20 protein-coding genes are annotated in these 18,239 nt (G+C 63.2%); 18 read left to right on the top strand and 2 right to left on the bottom strand.

What is annotated here, in order from left to right; all coding sequences use genetic code 11:
- Positions 1–671: 671 nt before the first annotated feature.
- Both FQ755_RS18845 and FQ755_RS18840 read right to left on the bottom strand, forming a co-directional pair.
- Entirely contained in the window at positions 672–1,421 is a 750-nt protein-coding gene (locus FQ755_RS18845) for a hypothetical protein (RefSeq protein WP_260858702.1), read from the bottom strand.
- A 183-nt stretch (positions 1,422–1,604) separates the two neighbouring features.
- The gene (locus FQ755_RS18840) at positions 1,605–2,651 is read right to left on the bottom strand and encodes a hypothetical protein (RefSeq protein ID WP_144156333.1); all 1,047 of its coding nucleotides are present in this window, start codon (positions 2,649–2,651) and stop codon (positions 1,605–1,607) included.
- Between the two features lie 142 nt (positions 2,652–2,793).
- On the opposite strand from FQ755_RS18840, the gene FQ755_RS18835 reads away from it, so the two are divergent.
- The 18 genes from FQ755_RS18835 to virB11 all read left to right on the top strand — a co-directional run bounded on the left by FQ755_RS18835 (position 2,794) and on the right by virB11 (position 18,191).
- Positions 2,794–3,429: a hypothetical protein gene (locus tag FQ755_RS18835; RefSeq protein ID WP_144156332.1), complete on the top strand. Its 636-nt coding sequence runs from the start codon at positions 2,794–2,796 to the stop codon at positions 3,427–3,429.
- Positions 3,430–3,550: 121 nt separating this feature from the next.
- Entirely contained in the window at positions 3,551–4,060 is a 510-nt protein-coding gene (locus FQ755_RS38230; RefSeq protein WP_260858701.1) for a hypothetical protein, read from the top strand.
- A gap of 490 nt (positions 4,061–4,550) precedes the next feature.
- Positions 4,551–4,796, top strand: coding sequence for a helix-turn-helix transcriptional regulator (locus FQ755_RS18825; protein WP_144156331.1), 246 nt, complete (start codon positions 4,551–4,553; stop codon positions 4,794–4,796).
- Positions 4,796–5,077 (top strand): hypothetical protein, encoded by a 282-nt coding sequence (locus tag FQ755_RS18820; RefSeq protein WP_144156330.1) that lies wholly within the window; start codon positions 4,796–4,798, stop codon positions 5,075–5,077. Before FQ755_RS18825 ends, FQ755_RS18820 begins: the two co-directional genes overlap by 1 nt.
- A gap of 402 nt (positions 5,078–5,479) precedes the next feature.
- Positions 5,480–6,361 (top strand): ParA family protein, encoded by an 882-nt coding sequence (locus FQ755_RS18815; RefSeq protein ID WP_186308586.1) that lies wholly within the window; start codon positions 5,480–5,482, stop codon positions 6,359–6,361.
- Positions 6,351–7,373, top strand: a complete 1,023-nt coding sequence (locus FQ755_RS18810) for a ParB/RepB/Spo0J family partition protein (protein ID WP_186308585.1) — start codon at positions 6,351–6,353, stop codon at positions 7,371–7,373. Before FQ755_RS18815 ends, FQ755_RS18810 begins: the two co-directional genes overlap by 11 nt.
- A gap of 1 nt (position 7,374) precedes the next feature.
- Positions 7,375–7,974 (top strand): hypothetical protein, encoded by a 600-nt coding sequence (locus tag FQ755_RS18805; protein ID WP_144156327.1) that lies wholly within the window; start codon positions 7,375–7,377, stop codon positions 7,972–7,974.
- Positions 7,974–8,660 (top strand): lytic transglycosylase domain-containing protein, encoded by a 687-nt coding sequence (locus tag FQ755_RS18800; RefSeq protein ID WP_144157025.1) that lies wholly within the window; start codon positions 7,974–7,976, stop codon positions 8,658–8,660. The genes FQ755_RS18805 and FQ755_RS18800 overlap by 1 nt, the downstream gene beginning before the upstream one ends.
- A 47-nt stretch (positions 8,661–8,707) precedes the next feature.
- Positions 8,708–9,064 carry a TrbC/VirB2 family protein gene (locus tag FQ755_RS18795; RefSeq protein ID WP_144156326.1) on the top strand — a complete coding sequence of 119 codons (357 nt, stop codon included), beginning with the start codon at positions 8,708–8,710 and terminating at the stop codon, positions 9,062–9,064.
- Positions 9,065–9,076: 12 nt separating this feature from the next.
- Entirely contained in the window at positions 9,077–9,409 is a 333-nt protein-coding gene (locus FQ755_RS18790; protein WP_144156325.1) for a type IV secretion system protein VirB3, read from the top strand.
- A 1-nt stretch (position 9,410) separates the two neighbouring features.
- Positions 9,411–11,918, top strand: coding sequence for a VirB4 family type IV secretion/conjugal transfer ATPase (locus FQ755_RS18785; RefSeq protein ID WP_144156324.1), 2,508 nt, complete (start codon positions 9,411–9,413; stop codon positions 11,916–11,918).
- Positions 11,915–13,108: a type IV secretion system protein gene (locus FQ755_RS18780; RefSeq protein ID WP_144156323.1), complete on the top strand. Its 1,194-nt coding sequence runs from the start codon at positions 11,915–11,917 to the stop codon at positions 13,106–13,108. The genes FQ755_RS18785 and FQ755_RS18780 overlap by 4 nt, the downstream gene beginning before the upstream one ends.
- A gap of 157 nt (positions 13,109–13,265) precedes the next feature.
- The gene (gene virB5, locus FQ755_RS18775; protein ID WP_260858769.1) at positions 13,266–13,931 is read left to right on the top strand and encodes a P-type DNA transfer protein VirB5; all 666 of its coding nucleotides are present in this window, start codon (positions 13,266–13,268) and stop codon (positions 13,929–13,931) included.
- Positions 13,932–13,943: 12 nt separating this feature from the next.
- Positions 13,944–14,105, top strand: coding sequence for a hypothetical protein (locus FQ755_RS37490; RefSeq protein ID WP_186308584.1), 162 nt, complete (start codon positions 13,944–13,946; stop codon positions 14,103–14,105).
- Positions 14,102–14,842, top strand: a complete 741-nt coding sequence (locus tag FQ755_RS18770; RefSeq protein WP_144156321.1) for a virB8 family protein — start codon at positions 14,102–14,104, stop codon at positions 14,840–14,842. The genes FQ755_RS37490 and FQ755_RS18770 overlap by 4 nt, the downstream gene beginning before the upstream one ends.
- A complete protein-coding gene (locus tag FQ755_RS18765; RefSeq protein ID WP_409937528.1) occupies positions 14,839–15,705 on the top strand; it encodes a TrbG/VirB9 family P-type conjugative transfer protein in 867 nt (288 codons plus the stop codon). The genes FQ755_RS18770 and FQ755_RS18765 overlap by 4 nt, the downstream gene beginning before the upstream one ends.
- Positions 15,698–17,104: a type IV secretion system protein VirB10 gene (gene virB10 / locus FQ755_RS18760; protein WP_260858700.1), complete on the top strand. Its 1,407-nt coding sequence runs from the start codon at positions 15,698–15,700 to the stop codon at positions 17,102–17,104. Before FQ755_RS18765 ends, virB10 begins: the two co-directional genes overlap by 8 nt.
- Entirely contained in the window at positions 17,091–18,191 is a 1,101-nt protein-coding gene (virB11, locus tag FQ755_RS18755; protein WP_144156320.1) for a P-type DNA transfer ATPase VirB11, read from the top strand. Before virB10 ends, virB11 begins: the two co-directional genes overlap by 14 nt.
- The last annotated feature ends 48 nt before the right edge of the window (positions 18,192–18,239 follow it).

The following is an 18,239-nucleotide window of genomic DNA, read 5'->3' as shown; positions in this document are numbered from 1 at the left end:
GCTTGCTTTGCCCGCTGCGACTTCGGGCGCGTTCATGCGCACCGACTAATCTTTACGTCGGAACGAGAGTCACGAGTTTCTGACGTCACATGCTCGCAGAGCTTCCATTGACGGACGGCGTCTTCGATTGGTCCGTACGGTACGAGATGGATCGGTGGGTCGGCCGAATTCGAGGTTGCCAAATTTCTTCTGGAGGAGATGGAGGTTCTTTTCCCGGTCGAACGGATCAAGCTGTTCCAGCCACGCCGCGGATCTCATGTTTTATCCCTCCGACGGCCATTAGCGCGCTGACATGGACGATGTCATTTGCACCATGGCCCTAGAAGATTAGCAGTGCTTCTCTTTTTTTGAGGGTAGGCGAATCCGGTTGTTGTCCGTCAACCTGCATTGGGGTCACGTGGGCCCATTTTTCAATGCTTCGCGTTGGCGGGAGGCGCCAGTCTTAAGGACTGGGGCGCTGTGGTCTCACAAACCTGACGGGGACGTCAAAATAACCTTGCCGCCGACCCGACTCCGGACAAGGTCCTCTCGGCTCCGAGCCACTGCAGGAGTATGAAACGAAATCACTATCGCGACATCATCCGGTGCGGTCAAACTGAAGTCCGATGAGGACCATCACGCGAGCTGCTCGTGATCATGTTGATGTCCGCGGTTGATCCATGTGCCCGAGCCTACTGCGGAGCAGTCTGCTCGAATTCTTTGAGGTAGTCCCGAATCGTCCGGAACCGTGGCTCATCACCGATGGCCTTTGCGACCATGCGGAACGAGCTCATGCCGCGGTACAGATAACTCCAGTAACTGTCTGCATAGCCTTGCCAGAGTCGTGTACCAAGCATCCCTGTCATGTGAAATCGAAGCGCCGATCGCGGGCCGCCGTACGTCTCCATGATGTGAGGAGATGCGCCATGCACGAATCCCGAGAACGTTTTGTGAATGGCTTGCAGCATAGCTTTGGACGAGCTGGGATCGGGGCCGGCGGATGGGTTCGAGGTCAGGTAGGCATGGATACGGTCACGGGGCGTGTTCGGCCGTTTGATCCTGGTTTGTGCGGGACGCGAAGCGTCTTCGAACTCTTCCAGATAAAAATCTTCGAGAAACCTTTTGTGCAGATCCGTTTCGCCGTGAATCATGCCCAACGACAGGAACGTGATGTCTTCGCTGCTCTCGTCAACCATTCTGCAGAGCGCGGCGTGCTCCTGAGCGTAGCCCTGCGTGAGGAGGATATGCGCCGCCCGAAGTCCGCTCACCACCCTGGCCATCTTTTGCACGATCGCCTGAATGGCGCCTTTTTCAGCGTAGCGAAAACCGTAGACCGATCTGGAGTGCAACCTCCATTCGGGCGGGTCGATGCGCGAAGCGAGATGGTGGACCGTGCGCTCCATGTTGCCGAGTGCCTGAACGTACTGCTCGTCTCGCGTCACGCGACCTCCTGCAGATGGATCGTGATCTGAAGCTGGATGGTACCGGGCATTCGCGACAAGGTCAGAAAACATAATCGACGCCGGCCGTTGTTTAGGGAGCTCGGATACGCTGCATCGAGCGAGCCCGTTGGCCAGGTTGAGGCGTGACTCGCGTTGAAGGTGAGCCAGGGGGCACCAGAGACGTCAGGTGCGCGCAGCCACAGTCTCCGCCCGGGTGGCCGCCCGACGGGAAGAACGGACCAGTCTGACGAAGCGACGGATTTCATCGTCGGTCAGGCCGGTCGTGGCGTAGCGGTCTTGTCCCGGCGCCGGCGGCGTGATCGAATGGCAATCAAGCCCGTGAAATTCCAGATATTGCGTGAACGTGAGGCGATCATCGTCCTGCATGTCCTGCAGCCACTGCTTGAGTGTGGCCATCTCCCTGACGGACAGTTCCGAGGGCGCGGTATTGAGGATCTCCAGGGCGAACCGTGTGTGATAGCAGTCGGCCGGTGGCCGGTAGAACAGGTCCCGGCACTCCTGATGGGATGACCGCGGGTCAGCGCGCAGGGCGGCCTCCGCGCGTCGCGGTGTGCCGCTGGCAGCCGTCGCGCGTGCTGCCGCGCGCCTCCTGCCAACGATCGAAACGAGGCGTCGGCGCCGTGCCTTCTCGCGTTCATGCCACAGAACCTCAAGTCCGGCGTACTCCTCGGAGCGCGAGACCCTGTACGCCGCATCGCACCACGCGCTTTCCCCCCAGTGATCGGCAGCGCGCGTGCGCTCCAGCGCACAAATGTGCGGGCCTGCATCGCCGGCTTCTGTTCGTCCTTCCGTGCATAGTCGACGCATCAGGGTGAGCGCCTTGCGAAAGTACCGGGTCGATGCGGGGTCTTCGATGTGCAGGCGTTCTGGAAATGCCTGGACGTTGGCCGGGGCGACGTGCCCGTTGGAGGCGTCGGTGATCCCGGTTGCGATCCAGAATGCATATTGGGGGAAAGCATGCGCCATTGCCTGGATCATGTCAGGTGTGGCCCGCTGACGGCGAGTGAATGCCTTACGCCAGCGTTGAGCGGAAATCCCGGTGAACCCGTGGAGGCGCTCCCAGAAACCATGTCCACCAAGACCGCATTCGTCCACTGCCGTCCATATTGACCTGATGGGCTCCGCAGCATGAGTGTCGAATTCCTGCCAACGCTCGTCATCGTTCAGAAGCCCTTTCAGCAACAGGACGATCCGGTCTTCAATGGTCATTGACATAGGCGGCCGGGTATATATCATACGTTTACATAAAAGTCATTTCGTCTATTTTAGACGATACTGAACCGTAGGGTCCAGTGCGACAAAAACGCTGGCGGCGCTGTCCGGGGCGAATGCCCGCCAGCAGACGAGGATCGTGCTCACGCGCGGCACGAAAGGGAGCAACGTGGCCGCCCCGCACTTCCTGAGTGAGAGCAATACCGTGACTGACAAAGAAAAGAAATGGCAAGCTGAAACCACACAACGCGACGGGGCAACGGATAGAGAAGGCGAGGACCTGCGACACCGTCTGGAACTGGCCGAGCAGCAGGCAAGGCGACTAGCCCGACGGCTGCAGGGGCGCAATCGTCAGGTCGAACTGCTTGAACAGGGTATCGCGCTGACCGTCGCCATATACGGCGCGTGGCGAGCGAGTGCGGAAAGCGAAATGAAGGAATTGCGGCGCGAGATTGCGGCGCTTCGCACGCATCGCGCTTCCGGTAGTTCACTGTCGATGCCAGAGGACAGTGTCGACGTTAGCTTGCCGTACATGACGGATCCACTATGTGGTGTGTTCGATGTCATGCGTGATGTGTCAAAGCATTACGACGGGCTACACCCACCCAAATCGACGCTTATTGCGCTCGCGATTGACGATCGTCTGGGCATGAGACATCACCGCAATGGTGATGCGTCGAGAAGTGCGCAGGCCATCGCCTCCTTGATTCGGCCGGACCCGCAGAGGCAGGTCGGATCAACGCGGCGGCGCGACCACCCGAGTGGGCGCCGTTGAGCATCGCAGTGCGCTGTTCCGACGGAATTTCACCGCGGTATGACGGTGTTGCCCGCGGTGGCGGTTCGAGGCTTGAATGGGTCATGTGGTCGAGGCCTTCAACGAGTCCAGGAGGTGCCACATGACGGCTGTCAAACAGGAGTTGATGTCGGCGATGCGGCGGCGCGAACCGGGCCAGGGTGGTTCAGTGCGCCCAGGTCTGGTCAACCATCGACATGTCGATACAGGAGTGGCCCCGGCGCGGGTGCAGTTGTGCGGGTGCTGCCAGGCGACCCATGTCAAAGACATTGTGCAGCGGGGCGCTCAGTCGAGCGGGAGTACATCGCCACGGAACCGGGACAGGGCCGCGCCGCGCTCCGCAACCATGCACGTATTGAGTCTCGAGGAGCGTCTTCGTAACTGGGGACGTGAAAGACGCGGGTCGTACGATCCGATCGATGCCAGGGTTGTCGATGCGGCTTGGCGACGGCTCCATGTGCGCCACCGTGAACTGTTGCAGATGATCTACCTGTGGAAGGCGGGCCGCGAGGTCGTGTGCCGACGTCTTAAAATCCGGCGGCATCCTGCGCAGATTTTCGAACTCGAAGTGGCTGCAGCGAAGGCCGCGTTAAAAAACATCATTGAGAGATGATGGCGCCGCAAGAACACATGGGAACACACGGAACCTCAAGGGACAATGGGCGTCAATGACATGCGCCGTAGCGTGCAAAAAAGCGCTTGCGGTAGCGCGAATCCCGAACTAAAGTGACTTCAACAATCTGATCCGGTTAAAGCGTTTGACGCTCCCGAGTACGCGTTAGCGGCCCACGAAGTATCGATGTAGAGCGCAGGTGCAAGCTCGTCAGCATAGCAGCAAGCCCGCTTGGCAGTTCATGCAAGCGGGCTTTCTGTTTTGTACGGCTGACGGGCGTAGCCGCCATGACGTTGTCCTTTGCAGCTGGCTCTGCGTCGATACCGAATGGGCCCGACAAGGAAGTGACGGTAATGAGAGCCTCTTCTGACGAAATACATCAAGGCAGTGCCGGCAGGCCGGCGCCGCCTTGCCAGACAGCGCAATGTGAATGCACCACGACATGCTTGCGCTCGAGAGCTGCGGCTACGCGAGCTGACGGAGGTGCGCGATGAGCGACGCTCCACGCACTGCGCTCGCGATCCTGCGGCGCAAGCAGGTCGAGCGCGAAACGGGACTGTCCCGCTCGTCCATCTACCGGCGCATGCATGCGGGAACATTTCCCATACCTGTGCAACTGGGTTTGCGTTCGGTGGGCTGGCGGGTGGCGGACATCGAACAGTTTCTGTCGGACCCCATGAGCTATCGCGCGCCGCAAGGCGCATCGTCACCGCCATGCTCTGGCGTGGGGGCGTGATGAGCACCGTGATGCACCGGAGCCTCGAGGAGCGTCTGCGCAACTGGGGACGTGAGCGGCGCGGCGTGCACGATCCGGAGGACGCCCGGCGGCTCGATGCCGCGTGGCGACGACTTGATCCGCGTCACCGGGAACTGTTGAGATTGATCTATGTATGGAAAGCAGGGCGAGAGGTAGCCTGCCGGCGTCTGAAGATCCGGCGGCATCCACCGCACTTCTTCGAGCTGGAACTCGCGGCAGCAAAGGTCGCGATCAGCAGGCTGCTCGAGGACACGCGGTGACACGGTCGAGGCCTGATGGGAACATCCAGGCGCTCTTCGGATAGTGACCGGGAACGATTCTGATTTTTTCAGAAAAAATATATTGCATTCCTAAATATTGTGTTCTAGAGTGAATTCAACAATCTGTTCCGGTTAAAGCGTTTGACGCTACCGAGTACGCGTTAGCGGCCCATGAAGTACCGGTGTAGATCTGGTGCGAATCTGTAGGGCAGTCACACGCCCGCCTGGCAATCAATGCAGGCGGGCTTTGTGTTTTGCAGAAAGGATTTCGCATTTGTGGTTTGACTGACCCTGTACGGTCCCCGTTGAACCCGCGGCTGGCAATCACTGCAGTCGCGGGTTCCTTTTTACCGTCTCTGCCTGCCCGGTACCGAATGGACCGGACCTATGGAAGCGACGGTTATGAAAACCCTTCTCATCGCGACACAAAAGGGCGGTGTCGGCAAGTCGGCACTGCTCTGCCAACTGGCTCACTATCTGCATTTCATCGTGCAGTGGCGTGTGCTGGTGATCGACCTGGATGACCAGGCCAACAGCAGCCGGTCACTGGAGCGCGCGCACAAGGCGAGCGCCCTGGGTGTCACCGCGTCGACGCTGTTCATGAACGACGATCCGGATGTCGGGGCCGACCTCGCCCCTTTTGCGCTCGTGAAGGCCGACGATGTGCTGCGGCGCCTCGTCGAGCAGCCCGAAGAGCTCAGCCGCTATCACGCGAACCTGAAGCGCTTCCTCGTCACCGTGTCGCCCTCATTCGACGTGTGCCTGATCGACTGCGCGCCGACATCGGATCTGCGCACCGTGTATGCGCAGTCCGTGGCGGACTTCATGCTGAGCCCGATCCAGCTGAATCAGGAAGCGGTGGAAGGTGTGACGGAAACCATCAATGGCCGGCGAGGCGTGCGGCGCATCCAGGCGAGCTTCAATCCGGCGCTGCGCTTCATCGGCATCCTGCCCAACATGGTCGAGCAGACTCCGCTGCAGCAGACCAATGGCCGCGAGGTCGCGACGCACTTTGCGCAATACCTCGTGCGCGATCCGGCCGCGCCGGAACGACTCCTCGTGATTCCGCGGCGCTCGGCGATTGCCGAAGCGCAGGCGGAAGGCGTCCCTCTCTGGGAACTGGGCAAGACCAAGACCGCTGCGCGCGATGCCTGGCGCGAGGTGCGCCCGTGTTTTGAAGCTATCGTGCGGCACCTGCAGTCGGGTTCGTCGTCAACCGCTTCCGGGGAGGTAGCGGACCAGGTGCGTGATGGGGCACCCGGGGAGGTCGTCCATGGCGCTTGATCTTTCCGCACTGGATCTTTCCGTACTGGACCACGCGCCCCGTGGCATGGTCGCCGCGAACCAGATCGGGATCGTGGTCGCGCTGCCGCTCGACCAGATCGAAGAAGATCCTGGCCAGCCAAGGCAGATTTTCAATCGTCCGGAACTGGAGCAACTGTCTGACTCAATTCGCGAACGTGGCGTGCAGACACCGATCGTCGTGCGTCCAAGCGCAGCAGGAGGCGGCATGCACCGGATCATCCATGGCGCGCGTCGTTATCGCGCATCAAAACTTGCGGGCGCTGCCACCATACCCGCCATCGTTCAGGCCGATACGCGACGCTTCGACGAGTATTCGCAGGTCATCGAGAATCTGCAGCGCGAGGACCTGAAGCCGATCGAGATCGCGGAATTCATCGGAAGGCGCCAGGCAGCGGGGGACCGCAACGGTGAAATTGCCCGGCGACTGGGCGTGCGCCCCGAGTTTGTCACATGGCACGTGGCGCTCTTTGCGGCGCCGGCCCCGGTGCTGACAGCCTTCCATGAGGGACGCGTTACGGGAGCGCAGCAGGTGTACCGGCTGAATCTGCTGCATGAGCGCGCTCCCGACAGGGTGCAGGCACTCCTTGCGTCGTCGGCTGAGATCACGCAGCGCATGATTACCGACCTCGCTGCGGATATCGACGGGAAGGCCGATACGGCCGGCGCCGCTGGGCCGGTGGCCGGGGAGTCGGGCAATGCGGCGCCGGATGGGACGCGGAGCGCGGAGGATGAGCGCCGGCCTGGGCTACGTAAGGTCACTGCGCCGGGCGCGCGAGGTGGGCGTAACGATGGGTCTGCTGGCACCCTCGAGCGTGACCGGATCGACAGACCGCTGTTGCGCGCAATGCTTGCGGGTCGCGGGGTTACGGTGCAGTTGTTCAGACGACCCCTCGCGCCAGGTCGCGTGTTCGTGACGACGGATGACGGTCATGCGGAGGATGTCGAACTGGCCGCGCTGTCGGATCTGGTGCTCACGGAGAACGAGACCTGACATGAAACGCGATCTGCATCACGTCATGCAAAGGGTTGTGCAGCAATCCCTGCTCGCGCTGGGTCTGATGACAGCGTGCTCGGTTCTCACGCCGACGCTCGCGCACGCAGACGACTGGGGTTGCCAGGTACTGTTGTGCCTCGCGAACCCAGGCGGCCCGGAGCAGTACAGCGAGTGCGTGCCGCCGATCGAAAGACTCTGGAGCGCACTCAGGCACGGAGATCCATTCCCGACATGCGACTTCGGCAGCGGAGGTGCAGAAGGGAGTCAAGCCAATGCGGGCACGTCCGCATCGAACACGTTTGCGAGCGCCGGGTATTGCCGCGAGGATCTGCTGCACTGTGGTGGACCGGAAGACAGCGAACTGCTGTGTGGCGCGGCCGGCGCGATCAACGTCGAAATCAACGGCCAGCTCTATACAAGGGTGTGGTGGGACACGGGCGGCGGCGTGGGCGTGGCTGCGCCAGGCGAAAGCTCAACGCTTACCGAATACTACGGCGCGGGCAGTACCCAGATGCGTTATGACCCGACCCAGGCCGCGCGGGAATTTCTCGAGCAGCAGTACCGGTGGAACAACGAAGGCGGCGGAGGCGGGCAATGATGGCACCGGTCGACTTCAGCATGCTTGCGCGGCAATGCGCACCACAGGTGGCCCCCATGACGCTCGCCGCGATCGTTCGCACCGAATCGGGCTTCAACCCGTACGCGATCGGGGTGGTCGGCGGGCGTCTTGTGCGACAACCCGCGTCCGCTGCCGAGGCGGTGGCGACTGCCCGCGAACTTGAGCGCCAGGGCTGGAACTACAGCGTCGGTCTTGCGCAGGTAAACCGGTCCAACTTCAGCCGCTATGGGCTGGGCCCGGATACCGCGTTCGAGCCCTGCCGGAATGTCGCCGCGGGTGTGGCGATCCTGGCGGGGTGTTTCGCGAAGGCACGCACGCGCTCGCGTGACAGCCAGGTGGCGCTGCGCAACAGCCTGTCGTGCTATACGGCGGGCGACTTCGTGACAGGGTATCGCACAGGCTATGTGCAGCGTGTTGTGGACAACGCTGCTATGCACGCCATACCGGTCGTGCCAGCGATCGATCCACGGGTTACGCCGATTCGCGTCCTACCACTGGACGCAGCGGGTCAGGACATGGGGCCGCCGGCACCGGTGAGCGGCGGCGATGGGCATGCTGATGTCGGGAGAGCGGGCAGTGCGACGGATCCGCCGGGTAGCGGACAGCCGGGGCGATCCGAAGAGCGCGGGCAGGAACCGGCGGACGGGAGCGCGGTGGTGTTCTGAGCAGTTGCGAGAGATCGCGATGAGCAATGGCGGTACAGGAGCAGACCATGAAATCAGTAGTACGAATCAGATATGAATTTTTCAATATCCATCTGGCATCGCTGTGGGCGCGAGGTTCAGGCGGCCGGCGACGGTATGGGCGGCTCGTGACCGGTGCAGTGCTGATGTTGTCGGCGGCTTCGCCCGCTTACGCGCAGTTATCCCAGGTCAATACGCTGCTCACCACCATCCAGACCACGCTGCTCGGTGTCGGTGGGGTGATCTGCTCGATCGCGATTATCTGGGCGGGCTTCAGGATGATGTTCCAGCACGCCCGCTTCGGCGACATCGCCAACGTATTCATTGGTGGGCTCTTTGTCGGCTGCGCGACGGTGATCGCCGCCATGCTGATTCCCACGAGCTGAGCGGAGCGCGACATGAAAACACGTCAGGACTCACTGAGGGACCCGGTATTCAAGGGCTGCACACGGCCCGCGATGCTGTGGGGCGTACCGCTGGTCGCGTTTCTGCTGATTGGCGGCGGCATGCTGCTGCCGGCGATCTGGGCGCTGCTGGCAAGCCCGCCGCTGGGCGTAGGGCTTCTCTTCCTGATGATCCCCGTGTTCATCACGATGCGTACGGTGACGAAGCGCGATGACCAGCGCCTTGCGCAACTCGCGCTGCGGCTTCGCATGAGGATCCTGCAGCGCAACCTGCGGTTCTGGGGTGCACACGCGTATGCGCCGGTGCGGTTCAAGAGGAGAGGGTGACATGCAGGCCAGATCCCAGTTCGCGGAGGTGGCGAATCGCGAGGTGTTCGTCGCGGATTTCATTCCCTACTCGTCGCATATCAGTGACACCGTCATCCGGACACGCGAGGACGACTACGTGGCGATCAGGAAGATCGGTGGCATCGCATTCGAGGCAACGGACCCGGTGGAGATCCTGGTTCGCCACAACGGCTTCAACCAGCTCGTTCGCGGCCTGGAAGGCGGACATGTGGCGCTGTGGGTGCACCGTGTGCGCCGGCGTGTGACCGACCGGTTCAGCACGCGTTATGAGAATGCGTTTTGCCAGGACCTGGCCGAGCGGTACTACGGCAGTTTCGACGGATACCGGATGATGGCCAATGAACTGTATCTCACGGTCGTGTACAGGCCCAGCCGGACCCGGCTCGGACGGCTCTTCAGCAGGGCGGCACGGCGCACGCTCGCGGAAATCCGCCAGGCGCAGACCGATGCGTTGCGTGTCATGGCCGAACTCGGCAACCAGATCGACGCGGGGCTCAAGCCCTACGATCCCGAGGTGCTCGGGGTGTATGAACGGGCGCGAAGCAACGGCCGGGCGGTCGTGCGTTATTCGCGCGCACTGGAATTCCTTGGGTTTATCGTCAATGGCACATGGGAGCCGGTGCCCGTGCCCACCGGTCCGATCCGGGAGGCACTGCCGACCTCGCGCCTGTTCTTTGGCGCCGAGAAGGTTGAGATCCGCGCACCCGCGGCGACTCGGCACGGTGCGCTGCTCGACATCAAGGATTATCCGGACGAGTCCGAGCCCGGGATGCTCAACGGGCTGCTCTACGGCGACTACGAATATATCGAAACCCAGAGTTTCACGATCCTCGACCGGCCATCGGCCAAGGAAGCGCTGGAGCGTCAGCGCAACCAGTTGATCGCGGGCGAAGATGTCGCGGGCATGCAGATCGCGGCGATGGACCACGCGCTCAATGATCTCGTGAACGGCGATTTCGTGCTCGGGGAATATCACTATTCGCTCGCGGTCCTCGGCGAGAGTGCCGCCCAGGTGGGCAAACACGTCGCAACGGCGCGCACCCAGCTCGCCGACGCGGGATTCCAGAGCGCGTTGATCGACCTCGTGGCAGACGCGGCATGGTTCGCGCAGCTACCGGCCAACTGGCGCTACCGGCCGCGTGAGGCAAAGCTGACATCACGCAACTTCTGTGGACTCGCTAGCCTGCACAACTTTGCCACGGGCAAGCGCGATGGTAATCCCTGGGGCGAGGCGATCACGATCGTCAAGACGCCAAGCGGCCAGCCGCTGTATCTGAACTTTCATGCGACATCGGAGAAGGTCGATTCGGCGGATGAGAAGGCGCTCGCCAACGTGCAGATCATCGGGCCCTCGGGGGGCGGCAAGACCGCGCTCGAAATGCTGCTGCTCGCGATGGCGACCAAGTACGGCATCACTGCAGTGGTGTTCGACAAGGATCGGGGCACGGAGATCGCGATCCGGGCGATGGGCGGCGTCTATATGCAGATCAGGCGCGGCGAGCCGACCGGATTCAATCCATTTCAGATGGAGCCGACAGCGGCGAACATTGATTTCTGGGAGCGGCTCGTGCGCAAGCTCGTGGATATCGGTGCTCCCCTGTCGGCCAAGGAGGAACTGGAGATTTCGCGCGCGGTGCGCGAAGTCGCCCGGATGGCGCCGGCGTTGCGGCGGCTGTCGACGGTGCGGCAACTGCTGCCCAACGTTGGCGAAAACAGCCTGTATGCGCGCCTCACGAAATGGTGCGCGGGCGGCCGGCTCGGATGGGTATTCGACAATCCGGCCGACCGGTGCGATTTCGCCGCCGGGTCTCTTTTCGCGTTCGACGACACGGAACTGCTGGACGACCCTGAGGTGTCAACGCCGGTCACGATGTACCTGTTGCACCGGACCGAAAGCCTCATCGATGGGCGCCGGTTCGTGTATGTGATGACGGAGTTCTGGAAGCGCCTGGGCGATCCGGTGTTCGCGGATTTTGCGAAGAACAAGCAGAAGACGATCCGCAAGCAGAACGGCCTGGGCATCTTCGACACGCAGTCGCCCGAAGACGTGCTCGGCAGCGACATCGCCCGGGCGCTCGTCGAGCAGACGGCCACGTTCTTCTTCCTCGCGAACCCGCGTGCGGACTACGACGACTACGTGCACGGCCTCAAGCTCACTGAAGCCGAATTCGGCATCGTGCGCAGTCTTGGCGAAAACAGCCGGATGTTTCTGGTCAAGCAGGGACACCGCTCGGCGATCGGCAAGCTGGATCTTGGCGGGCTCGGTGATGTCCTCGATGTGCTTTCGGGGACGACCGACAACGTCGAACTGCTTGACGAGATCCGGGCGGAAACGGGGGATGCCCCAGCGCGCTGGCTCCCGATTTTCCACGCAAGGCTTGCAGAGCGCCGGGCTGCGGCAAGGGCAGTGCGGCAGGGCCTTGCGCGACGTGTGGCGAGTGTGGCGGCAGCAAAGGGCTTGGCGACAGAGAAGGGAGATGCAGCATGAGCGGCCTCTTTACCTCGATCGGCGGGACCCTCGAGAACGGGACCGCGACATACGTCACCAGCACGTCGGCTGCACTGTCCAGTGCGCTGGTGCCGGTGGTGACCACCGCGGTGACGATCTGGATCATCACGTACGGGCTGGCGGTCATTCGCGGCGAATCGCACGAAGCGGTTCCCGCGTTTGCCTGGCGAGGGCTCAAGGTCGCGCTGATCTTAGCGTTTGCGCTCGGCAGCGGGATTTACCAAAGCCAGGTGATCTCGGCGGTGAACGGCGCGACGACCGGGCTCGCGCAGACGATCCAGAACGCAGCCGCCAGCAACGGTGCGGGCAACCCCGGGTGCGGGGCGGTCAATGCCAGCGCGGTGAGCGGCGGCAGCGCGGGTGGAAGCGACACCGGTATCTACCAGACGCTCGACTGTTACGACCAGCAGGTGGCGCTGGTGGCGGGTGCCTATTTCAAGAAGGCGGCGCACGAGAGTGTGGGCTTTTCGATGATCGGCGCGTCGATCGGGGATCTCATCTGCGGCGTGGTGGCGGCGATCGGAGGGGCGATCTTCCTGATTGTGCTGGGGGTCGAGGTGGTGATGGCGAGGATGCTGCTCGATCTCGTGCTGGGACTGGGTCCGATCTTCATCGCGTGTGCCGCGTTCGCGCCGAGCGCGAGGTTCTTTGAGGCGTGGACGGCAAAGGTCGCCAACTACGCCCTGCTGCAGGTGCTGGTGGCCGCGTTCCTCGGGATGGCGCTGTCTGCCTTCTCGGCGGACCTCACGACGCTGGGCGTGACGGGTTCATCCCCAGCGACGAATGCCGCTGCGCTCGAGGCGCAGGTACAGACGACGCTCGACGGCGCCTCGGACATCGCGACTGCACTCGGTCTCTTCATGACCGCGGTGTTCCTCACGATGGTCGGCTGGCAACTGCCTGCTGTTGCATCGGGGCTCGCTGGTGGCGCCACCCTCTCGGGCTTCGGTTCGTTCATGGCCGGCGTCGCGTCGCGCTCATTCGTCGATTCACTGGGCAAGGCCTTGCGCGGTGCACGCGGAGGTCGCGGTGGACAGCCGGGTGGAACCATCGATAACGCTTCCGGCCGCTCCGGCGGGGCCGGCGGGGCCGGCGGGAATGGCTCTGCGGGATCAATTCCGGCCTACCAGCGCGCTGCTCGCGACCACCTCGGCCGGGACGGCGGCTAGCAGGTTGACGACGAACGGGGCGACGACGAATGGGACCCACGAGTAACAGGCAGATGACTGGCAGTAGATGACCAACAGGTGAGTGACCAACAGGCAGGTGATTGTCATGAAGCGACTCTTGAAATCCATTCTGTGCCGTACGGGCTTGCTCCTCGCGATGACCGGGACGGTGCCCTTCGCACAGTCCGCTCACGCCCAGGGCATTCCCGTGTTCGACGCGGCCAGTGTCGCGCAGGCGATTTCGCAACTCATGCAACTGGAGCAGCAGGTCCAGCAGGAGATCCAGCTGTTCAATTCGCTTAACGGCAGTCGCGGCTTCGGCGCGCTGCTGAGCAACCCGGTGGTGGCGAATTCACTGCCGTCGAACTGGCAGAGCGTCTACACGGCGATCCAGCACGGCGGCTACGCGGGGCTCACGGGTAGCGCACAGGCGTTGCGCTCGGCGAGCGAAATCTATAACTGCGAGGACCAGACCGGAACCGACCAGCAGCTCTGCCAGCGCCAGCTGAACAAGCCGTTCCAGGACAAGGCGTTCGGCACGCAGGCCTACCAGACGGAGTTGCAGGAACTGAACCAGATCCAGAGCCTGATGCAGCAGATCGATGTGACGCAGGATCCGAAAGGGGTTGCCGAACTGCAGGCGCGTATCCAGACAGAGAGCACAACTGTTGGCAACGAGATGACGAAGCTGCAGCTCTTCAGGATGCTGGCCGATGCTGAGGACAGGCTCATTGCGGAGCAGAACGAGGAACTGGTGATGAGCCGCGCGGGCAACACCGCCCGCCCGCAGGACCAGATGGTCCCGGTCACCTTCGGTAACTGAAAAGGCACGGTCATGAATAGATTTTCTTACATGGTGCTGATTATTCAATTAGTCATCCTTATTTCATCATGCAGCAGTACTCCGCCCAAACCGGTTCTACCGGACGGATCGCACCGCGTGCTGGTGAACACCCTGCCGGTGCAGGTGACCCCGCAGGACAGGGGCACGCCATGAAGCCAGACAAGACCACGCGCGACTATCGCCGCGTGCTGGACACGGAGGCATCGCTCACCGACCTGACGGAGCGTTCGGAGCGCCGCGCCTGGCACGTCGCGTACGTGGCGTGTGGCGTGGCGGCGCTGTGCGCGGCGGGGCTTGCGATCATGGCACCGTTCTACCGGGTTGTGCCACTGCCGATCGAGGTGGACCGGCTCACCGGCGAGGCGCAGGTCATCGACGTGCTCGACGCGAAGCACGTTCACGCGGGCGAGATCCAGGACAAGCACTGGGTCGATGCATACGTCCAGTCCCGTGAACGGTATGTGTGGGGGCTGCTGCAGATGGACTACGACAGCGTGCTGAACATGAGTGATGACGCGGTCGCACGGGATTACCGGCAGATCTATGGCGGACCCGATGCGCTTGACCGTCAGCTCGGCCCAGACACGGAGCGACATATCCGCATCCTGTCTACGACGCTGCCACCCGACGAGCCCGGCCACGCCGTCGTGCACATCGAGCGCACGACCCGCAAGCACGGGATCGACAACGCCGAGCCGCCTGTGCGTTTCGTGATCACGCTGGCCTACACCTACCGGCCGCCGGTGTTCACCCGGGAGAGCGTTGCGATCAGCAATCCGCTGGGGTTTCGGGTGACGGCCTACAGCCGTGATCCGGAATACACACCACCGGGGGCGTCCACGAGTGGCGCGGGGAAGGCGGGCGTCACATCGGGCGGAGGGGCGCAATGAAACCGGCCATGTGGCTCGTCTGCGTTATCTGTGCCTGGCTCGGTGTGTGTTGCGTGCCGGCGCTGGCCTGGGATCTGCCTGACTGGTCAAGGGATTCGCGCGTGCGCGAGGTGTTGTACCGGCCCGATGCGGTGGTCCGGATCGATGCACAGCGCGGTTTTGCCACGCACATCGTGCTCGACGCAAAAGAGCATATCGAGGTGGTGGCGCCCGGTGACCGGGATGGCTGGCAGGTGCTGGCGAAGCGCGGCGATCACGACGTGTATCTGAAACCGCAACTTGCCGCGCACGACACCAACCTCGAAATCCGTACCGACCGGCGCAGCTACAGCTTCGACCTGGTGGTGTTGCCGCTTGCGACCCGGTTGGGCAACAGGCAGGAGATGTACCGCGTCACCTTCACCTATCCGGCTGATCAGGGCGGCGAAGGCGGCGAGGGTGCCGGCAGCGAGGCGCGGCAGCGGCAGGACGCTGCTGCCGTGCAGGCGAGGCTCGACGCGCCGCCGCTCATCCGTAATACGGCGTACTCGATGCAGGTCATGCCCCATTCCGACGACATCACACCGGGCGCGGCGTGGGACGACGGTCGCTTTACGTATATCCGCATTCCGGATAACCGGCGGATTCCCGCGGTCTTCCGGGTGGCCGAAGACGGATCGGAGAGCGTGGTGGACAGGCACATGCAGGGCGACCTGATCGTGGTGCACGAAGTGGGTCGCCGGTTCGTGCTGCGTCTGGCCGATGAGGTGGTGGGGCTGTGGAACGACGCCTACGACGTGAACGGCGTACCGCCGGCGGGAGGCACCACGGTCGATGGGGTCAAGCGGGTCCCCAGGCAGACAGGGGAGCATGGCGATGACTGACCAGACACGGCGGGATGCTCAGGATGCAGCGGATGCACAGGATGCGCGCAACGGGCAGGGGCGTGCTGAAGGGAGCACTCAAGGCAGCATCGGCGGGGCCGCTCAGGGGGGCGCCGACCGGATGCCGGCTAACGGCGCAACTGCGGCGCCCAACACGATTTCGCCGGCTGAGGCGCCCCCGTCTGGTGGCGGGGCGGCCGGTGGTGTGGCGGCAGGCGATGGGGCAGCGGGTGGTGCAGCGACCGATCGCGGACTGCCGGAGCTGGGGCAACGGCGCGCGCTGGGGCGTCCCCGTGCGTGGTGGCTCACGCCGCTGACGATCATCGTGGTGGCCGTGGCGGGAGCCGTGTGGACGGTCCACGGCATGCTGGTGCGGCACGAAGCCGAGGCTCGGGCGAGGCGTGACCACGCCATGGAACAGGGCCAGCAGGGTCGGACTTTCGATGATGCCTCATCCGCGCTGGCGATGGCCCCGGGTGCGTCGGATACGTCCGGCGTCGCGCACCCGACGTCTTCTGTAGCGGCGTCGGCGCCCGTCGAAGCGAGGCCAGTCAGCCGTACGGCCTCCGTAGCGCCGGCCCGGACCTATTACGACGCGCCACTGTTTGACGGCGGCGCGGGCGGCAAAGACGGATCGACACCGGTGGTCCCGGAAGGCGGCGCCGGTACGACAGCGGGCGGTGCCCAGGCGGGTGTTCCTCGCGGCGCGCTCACTGCCGCATCAGCATCAGGCGGTCCCCTTGCGCAGGCCTTGAGCCCGACGCTGACCCCGCGCGCGAGCGCATCGCTCTTGGGTGACCGGAACCTGATCCTGGCCCAGGGCGCGAAGATCGACTGCGTGGGCGACACCGCGTTTGATTCGACCGAAGCAGGGATATCGACCTGCACGGTGACGAAGAACGTCTACTCGGACAACGGGCACGTGCTGCTTATCGAACGCGGCTCTCAGGTGAACACCGAGTACCGGGCGAACCTCGGGCAGGGGCAGCGGCGTGTGTTCATCCTGTCGGCGCGCATCAAGACGCCGACGGGCGTGACGGTAGAGATCGATTCACCAGCCGCCGACGCACTGGGCCGAATGGGCGTCGGGGGATACGTCAACAACCACTGGGGCGAGCGCATTGGCGCGGCCCTGCTGCTCGGACTTGTCCAGGACTCGATCGGCTATCTTGCCACGCGCGGAGGCAACGATAACGGTTCGATCGAGTTCGAGAACACGCAGCAAAGCGGCAATGACATGGCAACGCGCGTGCTCGACAGCACGATCAATATCCCGCCGACGCTTACGCAGAACCAGGCGGCGGAATTCACGATCGTGATCGCGCGGGATTTGGATTTCAGTTCCGTCTATGCCCTGCAACCGGTACAGATGGAGGAGAACCGCCATGACAGCCCCTGACGATCCCCACTTCGACGAACGGCTGGCAGACGACGCGTCGGTGCGTGAACTGATGCGTCCGTTCGCCCCGCTGCTGCGCGATCCTGAGGTGACCGAACTCGTGATCAACCGGCCGGAGCGGGCGTTGACCGAGACTCACACGGGATGGCACGAGCATGAACTGGCTGGACTGGACTTCGAGCGGCTGATGTCGTTCGCGGTCGCCATCGCGACCCTCACGAGCCAGGAGATCTCGGCGCAGCATCCGATCCTCTCGGCGCTGCTGCCCGATGACGAGCGTATCCAGATCGTGGTGCCGCCGGTGGTCCCGCCGCGCACCGTGTCGATCACGATCCGCCGACCGTCCTCGCGCGAACGCGCACTCGACACGTATGCGAGCGAAGGTCTCTTCGACGGGACACTCTGGCAGCGGCCCGCCCGGCTGGACGCCGTGATGGACCGGTTAGGCGTGCTCGACCAGCAGCTTGTGCGGCTGCTCTCGGCGGGCGATTTTGCGGGCTTCTTCCGGCGCGCGGTCGAGGGCCGCAGAAACCTCGTGACGGTCGGTGACACGGGCTCGGGCAAGACGAGTTTCATGAAGACGCTGTGCCAGCACATTCCGGCGACCGACCGCGTGGTCACGATCGAGGATGTGCGTGAGCTCTTTATTCCGCATATCGAAAACAGCGTCCACCTCCTCTATAGCAAGGGCGGCCAGGGCCAGGCGCGTGTCACGCCGGCCGACCTGATTGCGAGTTGTATGCGCATGAAGCCGGACCGGGTACTGCTCGCCGAGTTGCGTGGCGCCGAGGCGTACGACTTCCTGAAATTGCTCACGACGGGACACGCGGGGTCGATTACGAGCTATCACGCGCAGAACGCCGCGGTGGCGATCGAACGGTTTGCGCTGATGGCCAAGGAGCACCCCGAGGCCGCGGTCTATCAGGATGCAGCGTTAAAGCGCTTGCTGTTCCTCACCATCGACGTGGTCGCGCACCTGGAGGCGATGCCGGTACGCAATGAACAGGGTGTCCAGACAGGCAAACGCTGGGCAATGACGGAAATCTGGTTCGATCCGACCCGAAAGTCGGAGAGCGCCTTCGGGTAGGAAGAAGGCCATTTGGAATGCCGAATTACTTTCTACATTGAAAGGAGT

It is taken from the genome of Paraburkholderia sp. BCC1885 (assembly GCF_900996235.1).
Taxonomy (GTDB): Bacteria; Pseudomonadota; Gammaproteobacteria; order Burkholderiales; family Burkholderiaceae; genus Paraburkholderia.
The sequence above is the reverse complement of the archived record's forward strand: the minus strand, read 5'-3'. Positions and strand labels throughout refer to the sequence as shown.